This window comes from Shewanella waksmanii, from assembly GCF_043643685.1.
Lineage (GTDB): Bacteria > Pseudomonadota > Gammaproteobacteria > Enterobacterales > Shewanellaceae > Shewanella > Shewanella waksmanii_A.
Genome location: NZ_JBHZSN010000001.1, coordinates 346,050 through 362,294, shown reverse-complemented (window position 1 = coordinate 362,294; position 16,245 = coordinate 346,050). Strand labels below are relative to the sequence as shown.

Here is a 16,245-nt window from a genome sequence, read left to right as displayed (position 1 = left end):
TTAATTGGCCTTAAGCGGTTGACCAATCACTAGGCAAGCTAGTGGAGGCACAGTAATTTGCGCACTGTAGTCCATGCCTTGATATGCTTGCATCTCAGCAACAATCAGCCCTTGGTTGCCCACGTTACTTCCACCGTAGATTTCGCTATCACTATTGAGAAGCTCAGCATAGCTATCACCACTTGGTAGCCCTATGCGATAGCCGTGGTGCACTTGTGGCGTCATGTTGACCACAAAAATAAGTTGCTGCGAGTCACTAGCACGAATAAAACAAAACACGCTGCTGGTGGCATTGTCACAATCTAGCCACTGGAATGATTCAGCCACATGGTCTTTAGCAAACAAAGCATCTGCGGATTGGTATAACTGGTTGAGATCGGTGACCCATCTTTGAACCCCTTGGTGAGGTGCATAGTCTAAGAGGTGCCAGTCGAGACTTTGTTGGTGATTCCATTCATCACGCTGAGCAAACTCATTGCCCATAAACAGCAGCTTTTTACCTGGATGTCCCCACATAAAGCCATAGTAGGCCCGTAGGGTGGCGAATTTTTGCCAGTCATCACCAGGGATTTTATGTAGCAATGAACCTTTGCCATGCACCACTTCATCATGGCTCAGCGACAGGATAAACTGCTCGCTAAAACAGTACATTAAGCTGAAAGTCATCTCACTATGATGATGGTTTCGATAGAGGGGATCACGCTGAATGTAGCGCAGGGTATCGTTCATCCATCCCATGTTCCATTTAAAGCCAAAGCCTAAGCCATCATTGTCTACACTTTGTGTCACGCCGGGCCAAGCCGTGGACTCTTCAGCAATCATCATAATGCCAGGATAGGCTTGGTATAGCTCAGTATTTAATCGCTTAAGCAAACTAATGGCTTGTAGGTTTTCTCGTCCGCCAAGCTCATTGGGTCGCCATTGGCCAGCTTCTCGGCTGTAATCGAGGTAGAGCATTGACGATACCGCGTCCAAACGAAGACCATCAAAATGAAACTCTTCGAGGTAATAGCAGGCATTACTGAGTAAATAGCTTTGTACCTCGCCGCGGCCATAGTTGTAGATTAAAGTATCCCAATCTGGATGCTCGCCTTGCTTGGGGTCGTCATGTTCATATAAACAACTGCCATCAAATCGCTGCAAGCCATGGGGGTCTTTAGGAAAATGCGCTGCTACCCAATCTAAAATCACGGCTATGCCTAACTGATGAGCCGCATCAATAAAGGCTTTTAGCCCCTGTGGTTGACCAAATCGCTGACTGGGCGCAAACATTCCCACGGGTTGATACCCCCAAGAACCATCAAAAGGGTATTCACTAATGGGCATAAGTTGTAAATGGGTGAAGCCCAGTTGCTTGACATAAGGCAGCAATGTGTCAATAAGCGCACTGTAATCTAAATATTGCTGGCCATCGTCGCCTTGTCGACGCCACGAGCCTAAATGCACTTCGTAAATTGCCACGGGTTGCTGATGCCATTGCTGTTGATTGCGCTGTTGCATCCAGTTGCTATCTTGCCAATCATGCTCATAAGCTGGCACCACTTTAGAGGCATTGCTTGGCGCCGGGTCCATCGCTTTAGCAAACGGATCGGCTTTTAGTTGCCGATTGCCGTCCATGCCAATCACTTCAAATTTGTACAAACTACTCGCGGCAACATCGGGAATAAAGATCTCCCAAATACCATTAGCCAGATGCTGACGCATCACATGACGGGCGCCATCCCAATAGTTAAAATCCCCCACCAGAGAAACCCGTTTTGCGTTAGGCGCCCACACGCAAAACCATACCCCTTCAATCCCATCAACCACCCTACGATTGGCACCGAGAAACTGATAGGCGTGACGTAACTTACCTTCAGCAAACAAATACACATCTTGCTCACTCAGTAATGACGGGAACTGATAAGGGTCGACAATGTCCTCAATACAGTGTTGATAGGTCACGCGCAGTGCATAAGCAAACCGGTTTACCCTCCTCGGGATAAAACCTGCAAACAGGCCTTCATCACTTTCCTTGTTCAACGTCGCCACTTTACGTTTATCTTTAAGCGCTATCACCTCAACGGCTGTCGCGCCTCGCAAGAAACAACGCACAAGTAGACGTTTGCTATCAGGCTTACCTTTTTGCGGCACGACAACCTGATGCATCCCCAGCAGTGAAAAAACATCGATATATTCACCTTGGAGCAAAGCAGTATCAGCACCATCATTAAAGTGGGGGGCATTTTGTGTCATAACGGGTTCTCCCAAATAGTTAAATTCATGCTGACTGATTGATGGTCATTTGCGCTGACATGGGGCTCAGCCCCCGCCCATTGGCGATGGTTTGCAACAAGCCATGGACTTGGCGGCAATTAGCAATCTCGGTGATAGTTTTAGGGTAGCGCTGACGCCAGTTTGGGTATTGGGTGTCTGTACCCGGGATATTTATGCAGACCTTTTCAGCCAATAAGTCACATAACTGCACACTAAGCAAAGCTGCACTGCTTTGGGCGTTATCGGTTAACCAAGCACGTAAAATGGCCGCATAATTATCGCTATTTGCTAGCAAGCCCAACTCTTGCCAGCGCCCTAATAAATGGCTTTTATCTATAGCGCGCTGGGTCTTGGCTTGCTGAAACTGTGACTCATTAAGCAAGCCAAGGCTTAGCTTTTGTTGCAAATCTTGCTCTTCCCACCACGCGGCAAACGGAGCAACATCATGATTTGCGAGCATCATTAGACTGCGTGGTGGATGCGCTGTGGGAGGAGCAAGATGCTGTTGTTGATAGCTAAAATAAAATAGCGCATTGGAGTAAATATCAAACTGAGCGAGTTTTTGTCTGACTTCCTCCGGCACTAAACCAAGATCTTCACCAATAACCACGCATTTTGCTTGATGACTTTCATAGGCCAAAATCGCGAATAAATTGTCAACATCGTAATAAATATAGGCGCCGGGGGCTGGTTGTTCTGTGGACTCATTAACCCACCACCACAACCTAAACAAACTCATAATGTGATCAATTCTAAGCGCGCCGAAGTAACCCATATTAGCGCGTAGAAGCTGCCTGAAATGCGCAAAACCAGTCTGCTTCAATGTACAGGGGTCTAAGGGTGTTAGGCCCCAATTTTGGCCATCAACAGCAAAGCTATCTGCTGGGGCACCGATACTTGCATTAACGCAAAATTGTTGAGGTTGCTCGCTGACTTCAGTGCCATCGGCCAAAGTGCCAACGGCTAAATCCCCCACCAGTCCAATGCTCATTCCTTGGGCTGTCGCTAGTTGCTGAGTTTTTATCAGTTGCTGGCTCGCCTCAAATTGTAAATAAGCTAAAAACTGACGGCTGTCATTGTCGCTATGTTCATCACCTAAAAGGTGTGGAACAGCAGTGGATTGATGTTCAAGGTAGGCCGCAAGCGCCGACTCACCTTGGTCGACAAATGCTTTAAATGCGAGGGCCCGTTCACTATTGGTATTAAGCTCGTGGCTAACAAACACCAAATAGAGTTGATATAAGGCCGCAAGTTTCAAGCTCGTCACCTGCTCACCATCTAGCTGCGTAGACGCGTTGATTTGCTGCCTTTTTGGCTCGAGCACGCGCAGTGCAAGCTTTGCCTTGTGGTGTTTATACTCTGGCGTATGTTCAATACTGATATACAGTGGATGAATAAACCGCCTATCGATGGGACTGTAGGGACTCAGTTTGTTGCTGCTCGCCAGTGACAAAGCATGTAAAGGGTTGAGAATAACAAAGTCGCCACCTTGGCTAGCAACCACATTCACAATAGCCTGTAAGTCGGCCAGATCCCCCACTCCCCACTGCGTATCACTGCGTAAACTAGGAACATGTACGCTCACGCCCCAAGGTTTGCGCTGCACGTTGGGTTTGGCTAAGTTTGCCGTCAATTGATAAGTGCTGTTTGGCGCGATCAGTAACTCACCTTGGGCCATCTCCTCCCCTGCTAACGCTAGGTGGCAAACAAGGTACCCAATATTGTCTCGGCACAAATATCCCACCCGTTGAGGTAAAGGGTAGCGATAACGAACAAAGCGCTGAGTTTCGGTATAGTAGTCACCGACTTGTTGCAACAAACTGTGGTCAATGTCGATCTTGAGGTTTTGCAGAGTTTGGCGTGATTCAAATTCAAGCGTAATATGGCGAGTTTCATTGTCTGCAAGGTGAAACTCCAGAGATAATTGGTCAACGTAACAGTGTTGGAACACGGGTAACATGTCACGCCATGGTTGGACATCCAGTTGATCTATTTGCGCGGCTATCAAAGCATCATCAATCACCTCAACGTTCAACATAGCCTGCAGCATAGCTTGCCGATCTTGGCAACTTATTGAGGTTAACTGACCGCTACAATCAACGAACTCAGCACCGACTCCTCGCAAGTAAAGCAGCTTATCAAGCCCCATTGAATTCGCCCTATTCCTTAGCACACCATGGTAAAATTGCACTAAGCATGCCAAGCAGACATAACAGCTTAAAGACAGTTTGATTGCAAAAGCGTGACAGGAGTTATTGCTTTATTTACAACAATTTAGAGTAATAACTAAAAACAGAGAACAAACAAGCATAGGGTAACAATTCGCTCAGCAGAGCAATACCCAATAAGAGGTATGCACAATATTAAGGCAATCGCTCCGCAACGGTGCGCGCTAACCAAGCATTGCACATAAAAGCGTTGCGAAGCGCAGAACGGTTAAAACTGCCAATCTTTGGCAAAATCATACCTAAAACCGACAGACCATGAATTAAAATCGTCGAGGTAATCGTAATCTCGCACCAAATATTCTAAGTGAAAGCGTAAATTGTCATCGGGCAACCATTCAAAGGTGGTGTTATAACCGGTAAAGTTTTGGCTTAATCCAGCATGGTAACCATCATCAAACTCAAAGTAGCCAGCCTTTAACTTAAATATTGGCGTGAGCTGATAGGCTGCGGAGAAATCTATAGTATGCCCCTGCCTATCTTGCGGCTGGGCATCACGTTGATAGGTTTTATCTTGATAGGCCGCTGCTAAATATAGCCCAATATCAAACTCATGGGCTAACGCAGCCGCCCATACGATATCTTCACCAATACTGAGTCCATCTTCGGTGCTATCTTGCTGCAGATAGGTGACTGCGGCATGAAATGCACCGATATCGTAGCCGACCCCGACATTGACCATATCAGCATTATTGTTGCCGCTATCACCATCAAATTGACCAGCGGCTAACCAACTTAAGCCGGCAATATCTAGACGATAGGTCACCATATTGTTAACGAAAAACAACCCTTCTGGATCGTAAGAAAAAGGGCTATTACTGTGATTGAAAATATCGACATACTCGGCAATGAGTAAATATTGTGGAGGTCGCTGTTTACCAACGGCGACTCGACCAAAAGGACTATCAACGCCGGCGTAGGCACGGCGGGCATTACCAAAATCACCATTATTTGATAAATCGATGCCCCATTCACCATGAAGAATGGCCTGCCAGCCTGGCATAAAATCGTTGGTGGCCTTGATACCCGCGTGGGAGAGCGCATCCCTTACATCCCAAAATTGCTCGCCTTGCTCATCAATATACCCATAAGTCGGCCGCATGGTAGCGTAAACTTTAACTGTATTGGCTATTTGCGGTTGTGACGAAGTTGCTTCACTATTATTCGTTGCGGGAACGGGAGCTACTGCTGATTGAGCAGGCTGACGAGAATACTCAGTAAGTTGCGCTTGCTTGGCTTCTGCTTGTTGGGCCATTTGTGCTTTTTGCGCTTGCTCTAACGCTAAAACCTGTTGCTGCAACTTGTCTATTTGCTGTTTTAGCATTTCGATTGTTAGCTGAGCGTCTTCTGCCAACACATTGAAACAAAGTATAAAGCTAGCAACCAACATCAGCAGTATCTTAGTTAAATTACGCATCATTTCATTCCAAAACTGGCGAGCAATGACAAAAGTATAGACTATACTTTTGTACCATAAGCAGGAGAGAACGCTATCAGGGCCTTGCATAGCAGCAGTTGATTTGCACAAATTAGGAATGCCGCCATGAAAATAAGAACCAAATTCTCAGTCGCCTCAGGCATCGTTATTTTCCTGGTGGTATCTGTACTGGCGATATCAACCGATTTGGCTATAAAAACCACCTTGGAAGAGAAAACACAGGCCTACATTCAGGATAACGCTTCTTTATTAACGACCAGCATAGGTAATTGGCTAGCTAATCGAAGCCGGCAGATAGACCTGCTAAAGAGTGTGGTTGAGCAGGATTTCTCAGCACAATCATTTCAAGACACGTTAAATTTACCTGCGGCTAAAGATGACTTTTTATTGGTATTTGGCACCTTAAAAACCGAAACGGGACTGCGTTCAAACAACCCTAATCGACAAAATCCAGCCGGTGTGGATTTTAGAGAAAAGCCTTGGTATGCATTAGCTCGCTCCAATAGTAGCTCGGTTTTCACAGCCCCCTATCAAGATGCAGCAACAAAAGAAGTGCTGCTATCTATTGTCAGTAAAATTGAGACCCAAAATGGATTTCAAGGAGTTATTGGCGGCGACCTAAGCCTTGATACCATCGCTAAAACGGTCAACACCATTAACTTTGACGGCACAGGTATCGCATTTATCGCCGATCAACAGGGCAACATTATTACCCATCCTCAAGCCGACTTTAACGGCAAGAACACCAGCTCAGTTTATCAGCACTCACCATCAACAAGTCAGCAAATCATCAATATCGAACATCAAGGCGTAGACAAACTGCTGTACTTTTACCCGCTACCTAAAACCAATGGTATCGACTGGCATTTAGCGGTGTTATTAGAAAAAGACAAAGTCTATCAAGCGTTAACGGATTTAACTTGGCGCACGGGTATCTTTGCATTTTTCAGTATTGTTATCTGTTTCTTTCTGCTTAAACAGCTAGCCAAACATTTGCTTATGCCATTAAATGACTTGGAAAAAGCGATCGAGAATATTGCTTCTGGAGAGGGGGATCTCACCCAAAGGTTAACCATTAAAAACCAAGATGAATGTGGCGCTGTCGCCAAAAACTTCAACCAGTTTCTTGAATCAATGCAAACCTTAGTTATCGACATTAAGCACAAAGCCGTTTCTGTAGTGAGGCACAGTAGTGACTCAACCGACTTAGCCACCCAATCTGGCGAGCAGCTTATTGAACAAAAAGCGCTAATCGAAGGGTTGGCGACCGCAATGAATGAAATGACGGCCACATCAGCGGATATTGCCAGTAGTGCTCAAGAAGCCGCCAGTTCAATTACCGCGGTCAATGATCGCACCGACCAAAGCCAAATCACCTTCACTGAAACCTCGGACTACATTAATCAACTGTCGGACACCATTACTGTGTCACAAGGGGTCAGCGACCAACTTGCGCAATACAGCACCAATATCGAGCAAGTGCTATCGGTGATCAATGGTATTGCTGAACAAACCAATCTACTCGCACTCAACGCAGCAATTGAGGCGGCTCGTGCGGGCGAGCAAGGGCGTGGATTTGCAGTTGTTGCCGATGAGGTCAGGACCTTAGCCTCAAGAACCCAGGAGTCCACCACTGAAATCAAAAGTACAATCGAGCAAATTCAATCAGCATCAGCACAGGTACAGCAAGCGATGCAAGACAGTAAAGAGAAAGCCCAAACCTGTGTCGACCACGCTTATACCGCCAGTACCGCATTGCAAGAGATCTCTGAGTCAGTCAAAGACATAATGGACCGCAATATCCAAATTGCTGCCGCCATTGAGCAACAGAGCGTCGTTGCTGAAGAGATTAACCTCAATACCAACAATATCAACGATATCAGTACCAGCGTGGGTGAGTTTTCAGAAAGCCAGCTCAGCAGCAACCGTGAACTCGTCGAGCAAATTAACCAACAGCAGCAGCTGTTAAACAAGTTTACCGTTTGAGATTAAGTCGATGTTAACGTGACATTTTCGGCATTCATATGCATTGCTTGAGCCTCTAGCATTGCACTTGACAGCGATGCTGCAAACAACACTTTTTGCTTGATCAACAACTCAATTTGACCATCAGTCAACTGTGCCTGTTGTAATTGCTTAATAGTCGTAAACTGGTTTAAAGGGGGCAAATTAGCAATGATGGACTCAGAAATCGCTGATATAGCCTCATAAGCCTGATTTAAAAAAGGGTGACGTGTTAAAATATGACGATTATTGTCACTGTCACGATTAATACTTAACCGTCCCGAAGAACTTACCATCATCAACGGGTTAAAAAATACATAATTACTCGGCTTAATATCGATATATGAGGATGTCAAATAACTATACTCTCGCGGGGCAACCCAAATATATCCATTGTAATGCTCAGTCTGTGGACTGGTTCTCATCTCTGTATATTGGCTTGTTGAATAAACATCCAGCTCACTTAGTACATTAACCTTTCTGCCATAATTATACTGATGAGACTCAAGTAACTGCTGATATTCAAGACCTAAACGATATATGCCACCTCGTTCAAAAAACGGTTCAGGCTCCGAATTGGCAAGATGCACATGGGCGAAATTGATGATGCCATCTCGTTTGGTGACACGATAAACTTCATCAATAATTCCTTGGTAACGATGCAAACTGTCGTAAGCAAAACAAAACGCTATGGTGTGATCTTTCAGTGGTAAGCGCTTATTAGGATCATGAAAAATAATGGTATGATTAGCCGCTCGAGTTTCAGGAGTAAACAACGCTTGATAACCTTTATAACCCAATACAGAATTATCTCCTTCCCATATTGATATTACAGACTGCTCAGGAAATAAGTTCGCTAAAAAATCACCACTCCAACCAGTTCGACACCAAGTATCCAAAATTACATCACCGGGTTTTAAATGATTTTTTAGTACATCAATACAATTTAACAACGCTTGAAATGATTCATTGAATGGCTGAAACGCGGCGTAAGGTTCAATAATACCTCTACGTTTTTTGAGCTGCATATACTGTAAGAATTGACTATTATTCAATTTATCTTGCAACCCATCGATTTGCTCAAAAGACCAACTATCATTCTGAAATAATGGTAAAAAATAAAACTGCCCACTAATATGAGGATATTGATGACCTCGCGGGCACTCCAAAACCTTAGTAGTTTGCTTAAGTTCACTTCCACAAAGTGGGCAGGAGAAAATACTCATCATATGTTGATATACCCTATCCCTTCCGCGTTTAATATTGAGTAGGCGTAAATCAGTAAAATCGCCAACACCAAAATGACTACGGTTACCCCCCCTGCTAACCAAGACGGAATTTTCTTCTGCAGACTTTGATATATTTTACTCATTTAGCTTCCTAGCAAAAACATCAGTTGTTGGTTGATATATAAAGTGATTGGATAACTAGAAACAACAAACAGTAATGTCAGTATCACTGCCACGCTCTTAGGTAAGCGAGGCCGCCAAGCTTGCCGACTATACCATTGATAAACAATTAAGCCGGTGGCGTGATAAATCCCCCAGAGCACATACCGCAAAGAGAATTCATGCCATAATCCGATGACTACCATGGACAAAACGGATGCAATAAATACCGAACGACTGATGGCTAAGGCTGGTGTAAAGACATAACTTTTACACCACTGGGATAGACTAATATGCCACCGTTGCCAAAATTCATTAATATTTTGACTAATAAAGGGAAAGTTAAAATTCTCTTTAATTGTGATCCCTAACATGAGGGAAAAACCAATCGCTATATCCGAAAAGCCACTGAATACTATGTACAATTTGATCCAATCAAACAAACTTGAAACCATCGTTGTGAGCATAGCGTGCTGGATAAATGGCATACATTGTAATTCGATATAATTGATCAACGCAGCGGCAATCACAATCACCTTAAAATGCCCCCACACAACCCGCTCTAAACCATTTGATACTGCTTGTATAGACACTTTCCTACGACGTAACTGTCGTTCAAAATCATCCACACGGTGAATAGGGCCAGCAATAAGACACGGCAGAAAACACTGATAACGAAGGTAAGGTAGAAAACCACAAGGTAATGTGTTGCTTTTCATGGTATCGACTAAAAAGTGTATCTGACGACACACAACATATATAACACCAATAAACACAACTTGCGCTGCCTGTGCATGAAGTATTTTCGCCGCTACAAAGATCAAAACACACAGGCTCACGCCAACAAATATCGCCATCTTTCTATGTGATCGAACAAAAAGATAGCTGCAGGCATATGTCAAACTACTGAACGCCAACAATGCTGCAGCAGTCGTTTGTGAGATAAAAACCAATAGCAGCAAGGTGCTAAAAAGAAACCCATTCATTTGCCAGCTTGACTTGAGCATTAAGCTTAGCCATACAGAAATGAAAATACCGGCATTTAGGTAGATAATTTGCTCAGTCATCGTCACGGTACTCGTTTATCACCGCTTCAAGCCATGCCATATAGGCCTTAGCTCCTTGACGATTAACATGGACTAAATCCGTGTAGTTCTGATAGTTAAGATTATCAATTGCAGGTACTAAGTCCACACCGGTTTGCAGACTAATTTTTTGATGCATTTTATCCAACGCCTCATGCCACGCCTTGCTTTTGGTTGATGCCACCTCTAATGCCATACCAGGATAAAAGAATTTAACCGCGATTTGAGTGTTTCGATTAATGAGCGCTTGTATTGTAAGCGCTGAAAAAGGGCGATAGATTGGCTGGAACCCAACAAATTTTTGCATGCTGGTAGAATTGGGCAATCGGTAGACATCACTACGAGAACTTGGCCCACTTTGATGATACCTTTGAGGTACACCACCCCAGCCTTGTTGCACAATGGAAGCCATCCATAAGCGGTGTAACGAGAAGTGATGACCAGCCCCAAAGCTCAGAGTCCAAGGGTTAATCTCTATCAAAATCAAGTCTGGTTGCTGACGCAGAACATGAATAAGTACTGCCTCAAGCTCTGTTGCTGCGGCTGCGCCAACCGTTACCTTTGAAACAGCAACATTTTGATTATTAATTGCTTGACCAGTATCAAATCCAGCCTGGGTTAAACTAGTACCAATAATTACAACGTTAAACTCAGCCTGTCGCAAGTTTTGACTTTGTAGTGGTTTTGCATCTGTCACCCACTTGCTTATCAAAGAAGCTTTACGTTCGCTTAGCGTAAATGCCGATTGCCAACTGAAATATAGTCCCAGTAGCACTAGCAACAATACAGTAAACCAAACCACCACCAGGGAATAAGACTTCATTTGTTAGTTATCAAAGCCAGTAGTTGCTCTAACGATGTTGCTTGCATAATCTCTATTGGCGATAGCTGCACATCAAACTGTTCTTCAGCTTCTGTTACTAACATCAAATGTCCAAGAGAATCCCAGCCAGGTGTATTTTGGCTGTTTGAGGCGATAGAGAGCTCAGTTTGTTGCAAATTAAAAATTCTTGCAGCAATGGCTAAAAGCTTCCCTTCATCTTTACTAACTACGCTTTGTTGCTGAGGCTGCATTCTATCAATAATAGCTTCAGCATCCGCTTTTATTACTTTACCTGAAGGCCCAATAGGAAGCGCGTCTATCAAATACACAGTTCGTGGCACTTTATGAGCTTCAAGCACATTTCTAACATGGGCAATAATTGCTTCACTACTGCTCAGCCTGGTGGCAACCAATGAGACGATATATTCGCCATACAGGTCATCAATTCGCGACGTTGTATAAGCATTGTCTACATCGGCATGAGTACATAAAGATTCATTAATTTCTTGAGGATAAACTGCATAACCACCGGCATTGATCAGTTCTTTTTGCCGGCCGATGATAGTTAGGCTGCCATCTTGATGTCGTTTAGCGATATCTCCAGTATTCAACCAGCCATCTATTAGCACCTCACGTGTTTCTTCAGGGGCATCAAGATAACCATCCATGAGATTGTCACCACTCAACCATAGCACGCCTTCTTGAAGCTCTTGTTTTTCAAACGGTGAGCCTAACGCATACTTCATATTAACGGGGCGACCTATCCTTCCGTAGCAATTTTCAGAATCACCGACGTCAGTAAAAACACCGCCAACACAAGTTTCGGTCAAACCATATAAATTACTAACTGTCGTCCGATATTTACCCTCAAAGCTCTGCCATAGTTGCGACGATAACGCTCCTCCGGTAGACACTACACAATGAAACTTTTCACTACTTAGCGCATCGTCTGTAGCTGCGTATTTATTGAGTAATGCCAGTACAACTGGCACCGTGATGAAGTGAGTCACCTCTTTAGCGACGATATGGTCAAAAATACTGTCAGCATTAGCGATATCAAACTGACCAAGGTGAGACCAGGTGATACCTAGATAAGCCGCCAAAATAGGCCCTTGAACTAAGCCGTCGGCATGGGACAACTGTAACGCATTGAGTATATGACTAAATTGATTGTATTGATAAACAAGCTTAAGTGTATCTAGGTGACTGGCCAATGCCCTTTCCGATATCATCACGCCCTTGGGCTTGGATGTTGTACCTGAAGTAAACAAGACATAAGCCTGGTTATTGCCATGATCAAGATTAGGTAAGTTGTCTGAATAATGTTTTAAGATGCCTGGATAACTTTGGGTATTCTGAGGCTTTCCAAACAGGTTTGAAAAAATCGAGCTCGACGTTGCTTTGGAAATGAGCGTGACTTCACCATTGACGGTTAAATTTGTGGCTTCATCTATAAAGCTGTGATCCGGCTTGAAGCGCTGCATGATACCGTCAAACCTAGGCTGTTTAATATCACTATCTAGAACCGTAAACAGCACCCCATTTATTAGCGCAGCCAACACAATTTCGGCGGTACAACATTCGTCATTACTGGCGATAGCAATACGCTTAATTTGATGCTGTACAAAAAAGTTAGAGAGCTTTTTAATTGTTTTAATAAGCTGTGAATATGACAGTTCTTGATTAGCAACATAGCCAAATTTGCGTTTTGAACTGGCTTGATTTTGCAAGCTATCCCAAAGTAGCCTAGACAAACTCTTTGTAGTCATGATGTTCAATCCTTGATTAATCGTTGCGGAAGTTTACCTAATGGGGTTCGCGGTAATGTCTTTGAAACCGAGAAATATGGCGGAATATATTTTCCATCAAGATCGGCTTTCAACTTTTGCAGCAGCTCAGATTTAGCAAGTCCAGAGGCTATCGTTGCTTGCCAACCTTGTTCATGCCTACCAACAACCACATCATCAATATAACTGCAGGCTTTCAACACAGATTCAATGTCATGAGGGTAAACAAGCTCGGTGCTAGATAGCTTGATGGCCTCATCGGCTCGACCATGCAAAATTATCGCACCAGATCCACTTTTGCTCGCCAAATCGCCAGTATCCAGTTCAGTCACCTTGGCTCCCTCGGCGCCAAGGTAACCCGAAAATAGTCGGTCACTTTTGATAATAAGGCGCCCCACTCCATCACTGTTTGGTTGACGTAATTGCGCATCAACACCATTGATTGCTATGCCAATACTGCCACTTTCTAAATTGTTATCATCTGCTCTTTGCGCAATACAAAATCCATAGGTTTCCGTCAACCCATAGTAATTCAACACTTTCAGCGACAAATATTGCTGAATAGTCGCCACATCTTTTTGAGATAAGCTTGCTCCGGTACATAATATATACCGTAGTGAGGTAATTTGTGATGGCGCGATTCTCTTGGCGATAACCGCCAACATTCTTATAAAAGGCGGTCCAACGATAAGGTGAGTCACCGCCTGTTTTTCGACTATTTCAAGATACTTAAAAATTCCGATATCACCAACACCTGACAGCATTACTTGGCATTGACTTACCATAGGCATGAATAGGTGAGTCCGCAATCCTGTCATCGTTGATAAAGGTGCAATGCAAAGTACTTTCGAAGTCGAGTCGATATTAAACCAATCACAAAAATCTAGCGCCGACTGCATCACTTTACCGGGAACAAGCTTGATACATTTGGCTCGGCCTGTAGAGCCTGAAGTAAATAGCATAACGTGCTTCTTACAAGCTAAGACCAAAGCACTATCAACGTTGAATGGGCCACAAAGTTTGCTCAATTCAGTATCTGTCAAGATGTCAGTGTCATCTAACTCTAATGCGGTCTTTTGTATATCGATATGGTGAGCGTTTGCGTCCACAATAACTAGATTCTTATCTTGACTTAAAACGTATCTACAAAAGTCCACAACAGCTTGATTAAGTTCACTTACTTTAATAAGTACATTGTTTTTATGAGAAGATAGAAAATGCTTGTTAGGGTCCATAATTACAATCTACTCAAGTATGTTATTGACTAATGAAGAATGACTTTCAGCCGTCCGCTCGGGCAACAAGATATTACAACCGCCAAAGATTAACAATCATGAAACACTTGTGACCAGTAACAAAAAAGACTTACGATCCCTAGTTCGATTGTATTAAATTGAGGTCATCTTCGAAGTGAAGTTCAATATGAGTACCCAAGAAAAATAACGGATATTTAATGACTTAAATAGAGGTTGTTTGTTCACTAGCCTCTTTAACTAACACATAAGGTTGCTGCTGCGTTTTACTTAAATACATTGCCTTGTCTGCCAACTCAATAACTCGAGCAAGATCTTTGTCATCAAACGGGACTACGCCGATACCAATGCTAGCGCCAACGGTAATAGGTTGGCGGAGTTTGTCTACTACCACAGGTTGGGTCAGCAATCGATGTAACTTTTTACCTATTCCATTAGCTTCATCGAGAAAGGTCTTGTGATAATTAATTTTAAAAAGAATAAGGAATTCGTCTCCACCAAGTCGAAAACATACATCATCACTACGACACTGCGCCTGCATGCGCTGTGACATCGCGACTAACAAACTATCACCAACATCATGACCTAGACTATCGTTTATTTGCTTAAATCCGTTAAGATCAATATAGGCAACACCCAGACATCCAGAGTCATAAATCCCCAAATAGGGCTTACTCATCACATTGTCTAAATGACGCTTATTAAACAGCCCTGTTAACGGATCGGTACTGGCCTCACTGCGTAACTCATTAATGAGCTCTTGAACGGTTGAGTAATCTTGAATCGTGGCAATACCACACGCCTGCCCGTGAAATTGAATATTAGAAATGGAGATGCGAGCATTAAAGCACTCTCCTTTAGCATTAATACACGGCATAATACTGCGAGACATCATTGGCCGAGAGTGGGACTGGTTGTCAATAAAGTTAGCCACTTTATTATGATGTCCCTTCACTTTTTCTGGCGTCATTAAATCGGTTATCGATAACCCTAGCATTCTATCCTGCGCATAACCAAATAATCGTTCACAGGCGCGATTGGCAAACTCGATTTGTGAGTGACGATTTACAATAATAATGGCGTCAGCGAGAAAATCTAAAAACTTAGTTATATCGTCCATCACACACTGCCTGTTAGTTTACCTAATGTAAACCATAGCCAAAGTGCAGAAGCATGCCAGTGCCATCTGAGATTTGTTTGATTCAGAATAAATAAAGAGATCGAACTGAAGGTCAAAATACAAAAATATGCTTTATATACATGCCATTCTCTTGGCTAATAATTCTTCAAGGTCTAGCCTTCAGCAAAAGCTTGAATCAAATATAGTATTAATTTAGTTACAGCTAAAAAAACCATGTTAAGGTATGAACTTCAGCTCGATTAAATCAGCATAAATAATGGAGTATTTGTATGATTTCATCTTCACTTAAACTAAGTGGTTTATTTTCGCTATTTCTCATCCCTTCCATCGTGACAGCGCAGCCTCTGCCGGGTAGCAACATCAAGCTAATTACGCCGAAACAGTGCCTTATCACCCCCGTAGAGCTGTGTTATCAAGTTATTGCCGCAAATATTGGTCTATCAACTTCCGATTTTAAAGCCGGTATCGAACGTATTAATAGATTATTTAAACACCCATCAGAGAGCCAGCTACCCGCTCTTCATACCCTAGATGAAATGCAAGATTACATGGGCTATGTTAGCAATCAGTCACTACCTCCTGAAGAGGTTAAAACCGCGCTATTGAAACGAATGAACGTACATTTTGCCCAAATGGCCAATGAAGCCGAGGTAGATGTGGGATATATTCATCACTATCTAAACTACCGTCATTTACCTGATTTACTCAAATCCACTGCACAGCAATAAGTGCAGCTTTACCGACAACGCTTTTCCCCGCAGGCTTATGCCCTTCACTAACAGATAAGCACACGCCACAGCCTATAAGCGGGGATTGGCCTCCACCTACCGTACTTAAACCAGCCT

General features: G+C 43.5%; 12 protein-coding genes. 2 read left to right on the top strand and 10 right to left on the bottom strand.

Annotated elements, in window-relative coordinates:
• The 3 genes from glgB to ACHUFW_RS01615 form a co-directional block, all read right to left on the bottom strand.
• A complete protein-coding gene (glgB, locus tag ACHUFW_RS01625) occupies window positions 1–2,235 on the bottom strand; it encodes a 1,4-alpha-glucan branching protein GlgB (protein ID WP_394200242.1) in 2,235 nt (744 codons plus the stop codon).
• Window positions 2,236–2,260: 25 nt separating this feature from the next.
• Window positions 2,261–4,405 carry a 4-alpha-glucanotransferase gene (gene malQ, locus ACHUFW_RS01620; RefSeq protein WP_394200241.1) on the bottom strand — a complete coding sequence of 715 codons (2,145 nt, stop codon included), beginning with the start codon at window positions 4,403–4,405 and terminating at the stop codon, window positions 2,261–2,263.
• A gap of 287 nt (window positions 4,406–4,692) precedes the next feature.
• Window positions 4,693–5,901: a porin gene (locus ACHUFW_RS01615; RefSeq protein ID WP_394200240.1), complete on the bottom strand. Its 1,209-nt coding sequence runs from the start codon at window positions 5,899–5,901 to the stop codon at window positions 4,693–4,695.
• Window positions 5,902–6,024: 123 nt separating this feature from the next.
• On the opposite strand from ACHUFW_RS01615, the gene ACHUFW_RS01610 reads away from it, so the two are divergent.
• Window positions 6,025–7,905: a methyl-accepting chemotaxis protein gene (locus tag ACHUFW_RS01610; RefSeq protein ID WP_394200239.1), complete on the top strand. Its 1,881-nt coding sequence runs from the start codon at window positions 6,025–6,027 to the stop codon at window positions 7,903–7,905.
• Between the two features lie 2 nt (window positions 7,906–7,907).
• On the opposite strand, the gene ACHUFW_RS01605 is transcribed toward ACHUFW_RS01610, so the two are convergent.
• The 7 genes from ACHUFW_RS01605 to ACHUFW_RS01575 all read right to left on the bottom strand — a co-directional run bounded on the left by ACHUFW_RS01605 (window position 7,908) and on the right by ACHUFW_RS01575 (window position 15,379).
• A complete protein-coding gene (locus tag ACHUFW_RS01605) occupies window positions 7,908–9,152 on the bottom strand; it encodes a hypothetical protein (RefSeq protein WP_394200238.1) in 1,245 nt (414 codons plus the stop codon).
• Window positions 9,149–9,295 (bottom strand): hypothetical protein, encoded by a 147-nt coding sequence (locus ACHUFW_RS01600; protein WP_394200237.1) that lies wholly within the window; start codon window positions 9,293–9,295, stop codon window positions 9,149–9,151. The genes ACHUFW_RS01605 and ACHUFW_RS01600 overlap by 4 nt, the downstream gene beginning before the upstream one ends.
• Window positions 9,296–10,378, bottom strand: coding sequence for an MBOAT family O-acyltransferase (locus ACHUFW_RS01595; RefSeq protein WP_394200236.1), 1,083 nt, complete (start codon window positions 10,376–10,378; stop codon window positions 9,296–9,298).
• Window positions 10,371–11,219, bottom strand: a complete 849-nt coding sequence (locus ACHUFW_RS01590) for a hypothetical protein (protein WP_394200235.1) — start codon at window positions 11,217–11,219, stop codon at window positions 10,371–10,373. The genes ACHUFW_RS01595 and ACHUFW_RS01590 overlap by 8 nt, the downstream gene beginning before the upstream one ends.
• A complete protein-coding gene (locus tag ACHUFW_RS01585; protein WP_394200234.1) occupies window positions 11,216–12,988 on the bottom strand; it encodes an AMP-binding protein in 1,773 nt (590 codons plus the stop codon). The genes ACHUFW_RS01590 and ACHUFW_RS01585 overlap by 4 nt, the downstream gene beginning before the upstream one ends.
• Window positions 12,989–12,993: 5 nt before the next feature.
• Window positions 12,994–14,115 carry a class I adenylate-forming enzyme family protein gene (locus ACHUFW_RS01580; RefSeq protein ID WP_394200233.1) on the bottom strand — a complete coding sequence of 374 codons (1,122 nt, stop codon included), beginning with the start codon at window positions 14,113–14,115 and terminating at the stop codon, window positions 12,994–12,996.
• A 349-nt stretch (window positions 14,116–14,464) separates the two neighbouring features.
• Complete coding sequence (locus ACHUFW_RS01575; protein WP_394200232.1) at window positions 14,465–15,379, bottom strand: sensor domain-containing diguanylate cyclase; 915 nt, start codon at window positions 15,377–15,379, stop codon at window positions 14,465–14,467.
• 290 nt (window positions 15,380–15,669) lie between these two features.
• Between ACHUFW_RS01575 and ACHUFW_RS01570 the strand changes: the two genes are divergently transcribed.
• Window positions 15,670–16,128 carry a hypothetical protein gene (locus ACHUFW_RS01570; protein ID WP_394200231.1) on the top strand — a complete coding sequence of 153 codons (459 nt, stop codon included), beginning with the start codon at window positions 15,670–15,672 and terminating at the stop codon, window positions 16,126–16,128.
• Window positions 16,129–16,245 lie beyond the last annotated feature (117 nt).

Excerpts from the sequence above, each read along its gene's own strand:
- ACHUFW_RS01610 (WP_394200239.1), top strand. The coding sequence starts at position 6,025 with ATGAAAATAAGAACCAAATTCTCAGTCGCCTCAGGCATCGTTATTTTC.
- ACHUFW_RS01595 (WP_394200236.1), bottom strand. The coding sequence starts at position 10,378 with ATGACTGAGCAAATTATCTACCTAAATGCCGGTATTTTCATTTCTGTA.
- ACHUFW_RS01585 (WP_394200234.1), bottom strand. The coding sequence starts at position 12,988 with ATGACTACAAAGAGTTTGTCTAGGCTACTTTGGGATAGCTTGCAAAAT.
- malQ (WP_394200241.1), bottom strand. The coding sequence starts at position 4,405 with ATGGGGCTTGATAAGCTGCTTTACTTGCGAGGAGTCGGTGCTGAGTTC.
- ACHUFW_RS01590 (WP_394200235.1), bottom strand. The coding sequence starts at position 11,219 with ATGAAGTCTTATTCCCTGGTGGTGGTTTGGTTTACTGTATTGTTGCTA.
- glgB (WP_394200242.1), bottom strand. The coding sequence starts at position 2,235 with ATGACACAAAATGCCCCCCACTTTAATGATGGTGCTGATACTGCTTTG.
- ACHUFW_RS01575 (WP_394200232.1), bottom strand. The coding sequence starts at position 15,379 with ATGGACGATATAACTAAGTTTTTAGATTTTCTCGCTGACGCCATTATT.
- ACHUFW_RS01605 (WP_394200238.1), bottom strand. The coding sequence starts at position 9,152 with ATGATGAGTATTTTCTCCTGCCCACTTTGTGGAAGTGAACTTAAGCAA.
- ACHUFW_RS01570 (WP_394200231.1), top strand. The coding sequence starts at position 15,670 with ATGATTTCATCTTCACTTAAACTAAGTGGTTTATTTTCGCTATTTCTC.
- ACHUFW_RS01600 (WP_394200237.1), bottom strand. The coding sequence starts at position 9,295 with ATGAGTAAAATATATCAAAGTCTGCAGAAGAAAATTCCGTCTTGGTTA.
- ACHUFW_RS01615 (WP_394200240.1), bottom strand. The coding sequence starts at position 5,901 with ATGATGCGTAATTTAACTAAGATACTGCTGATGTTGGTTGCTAGCTTT.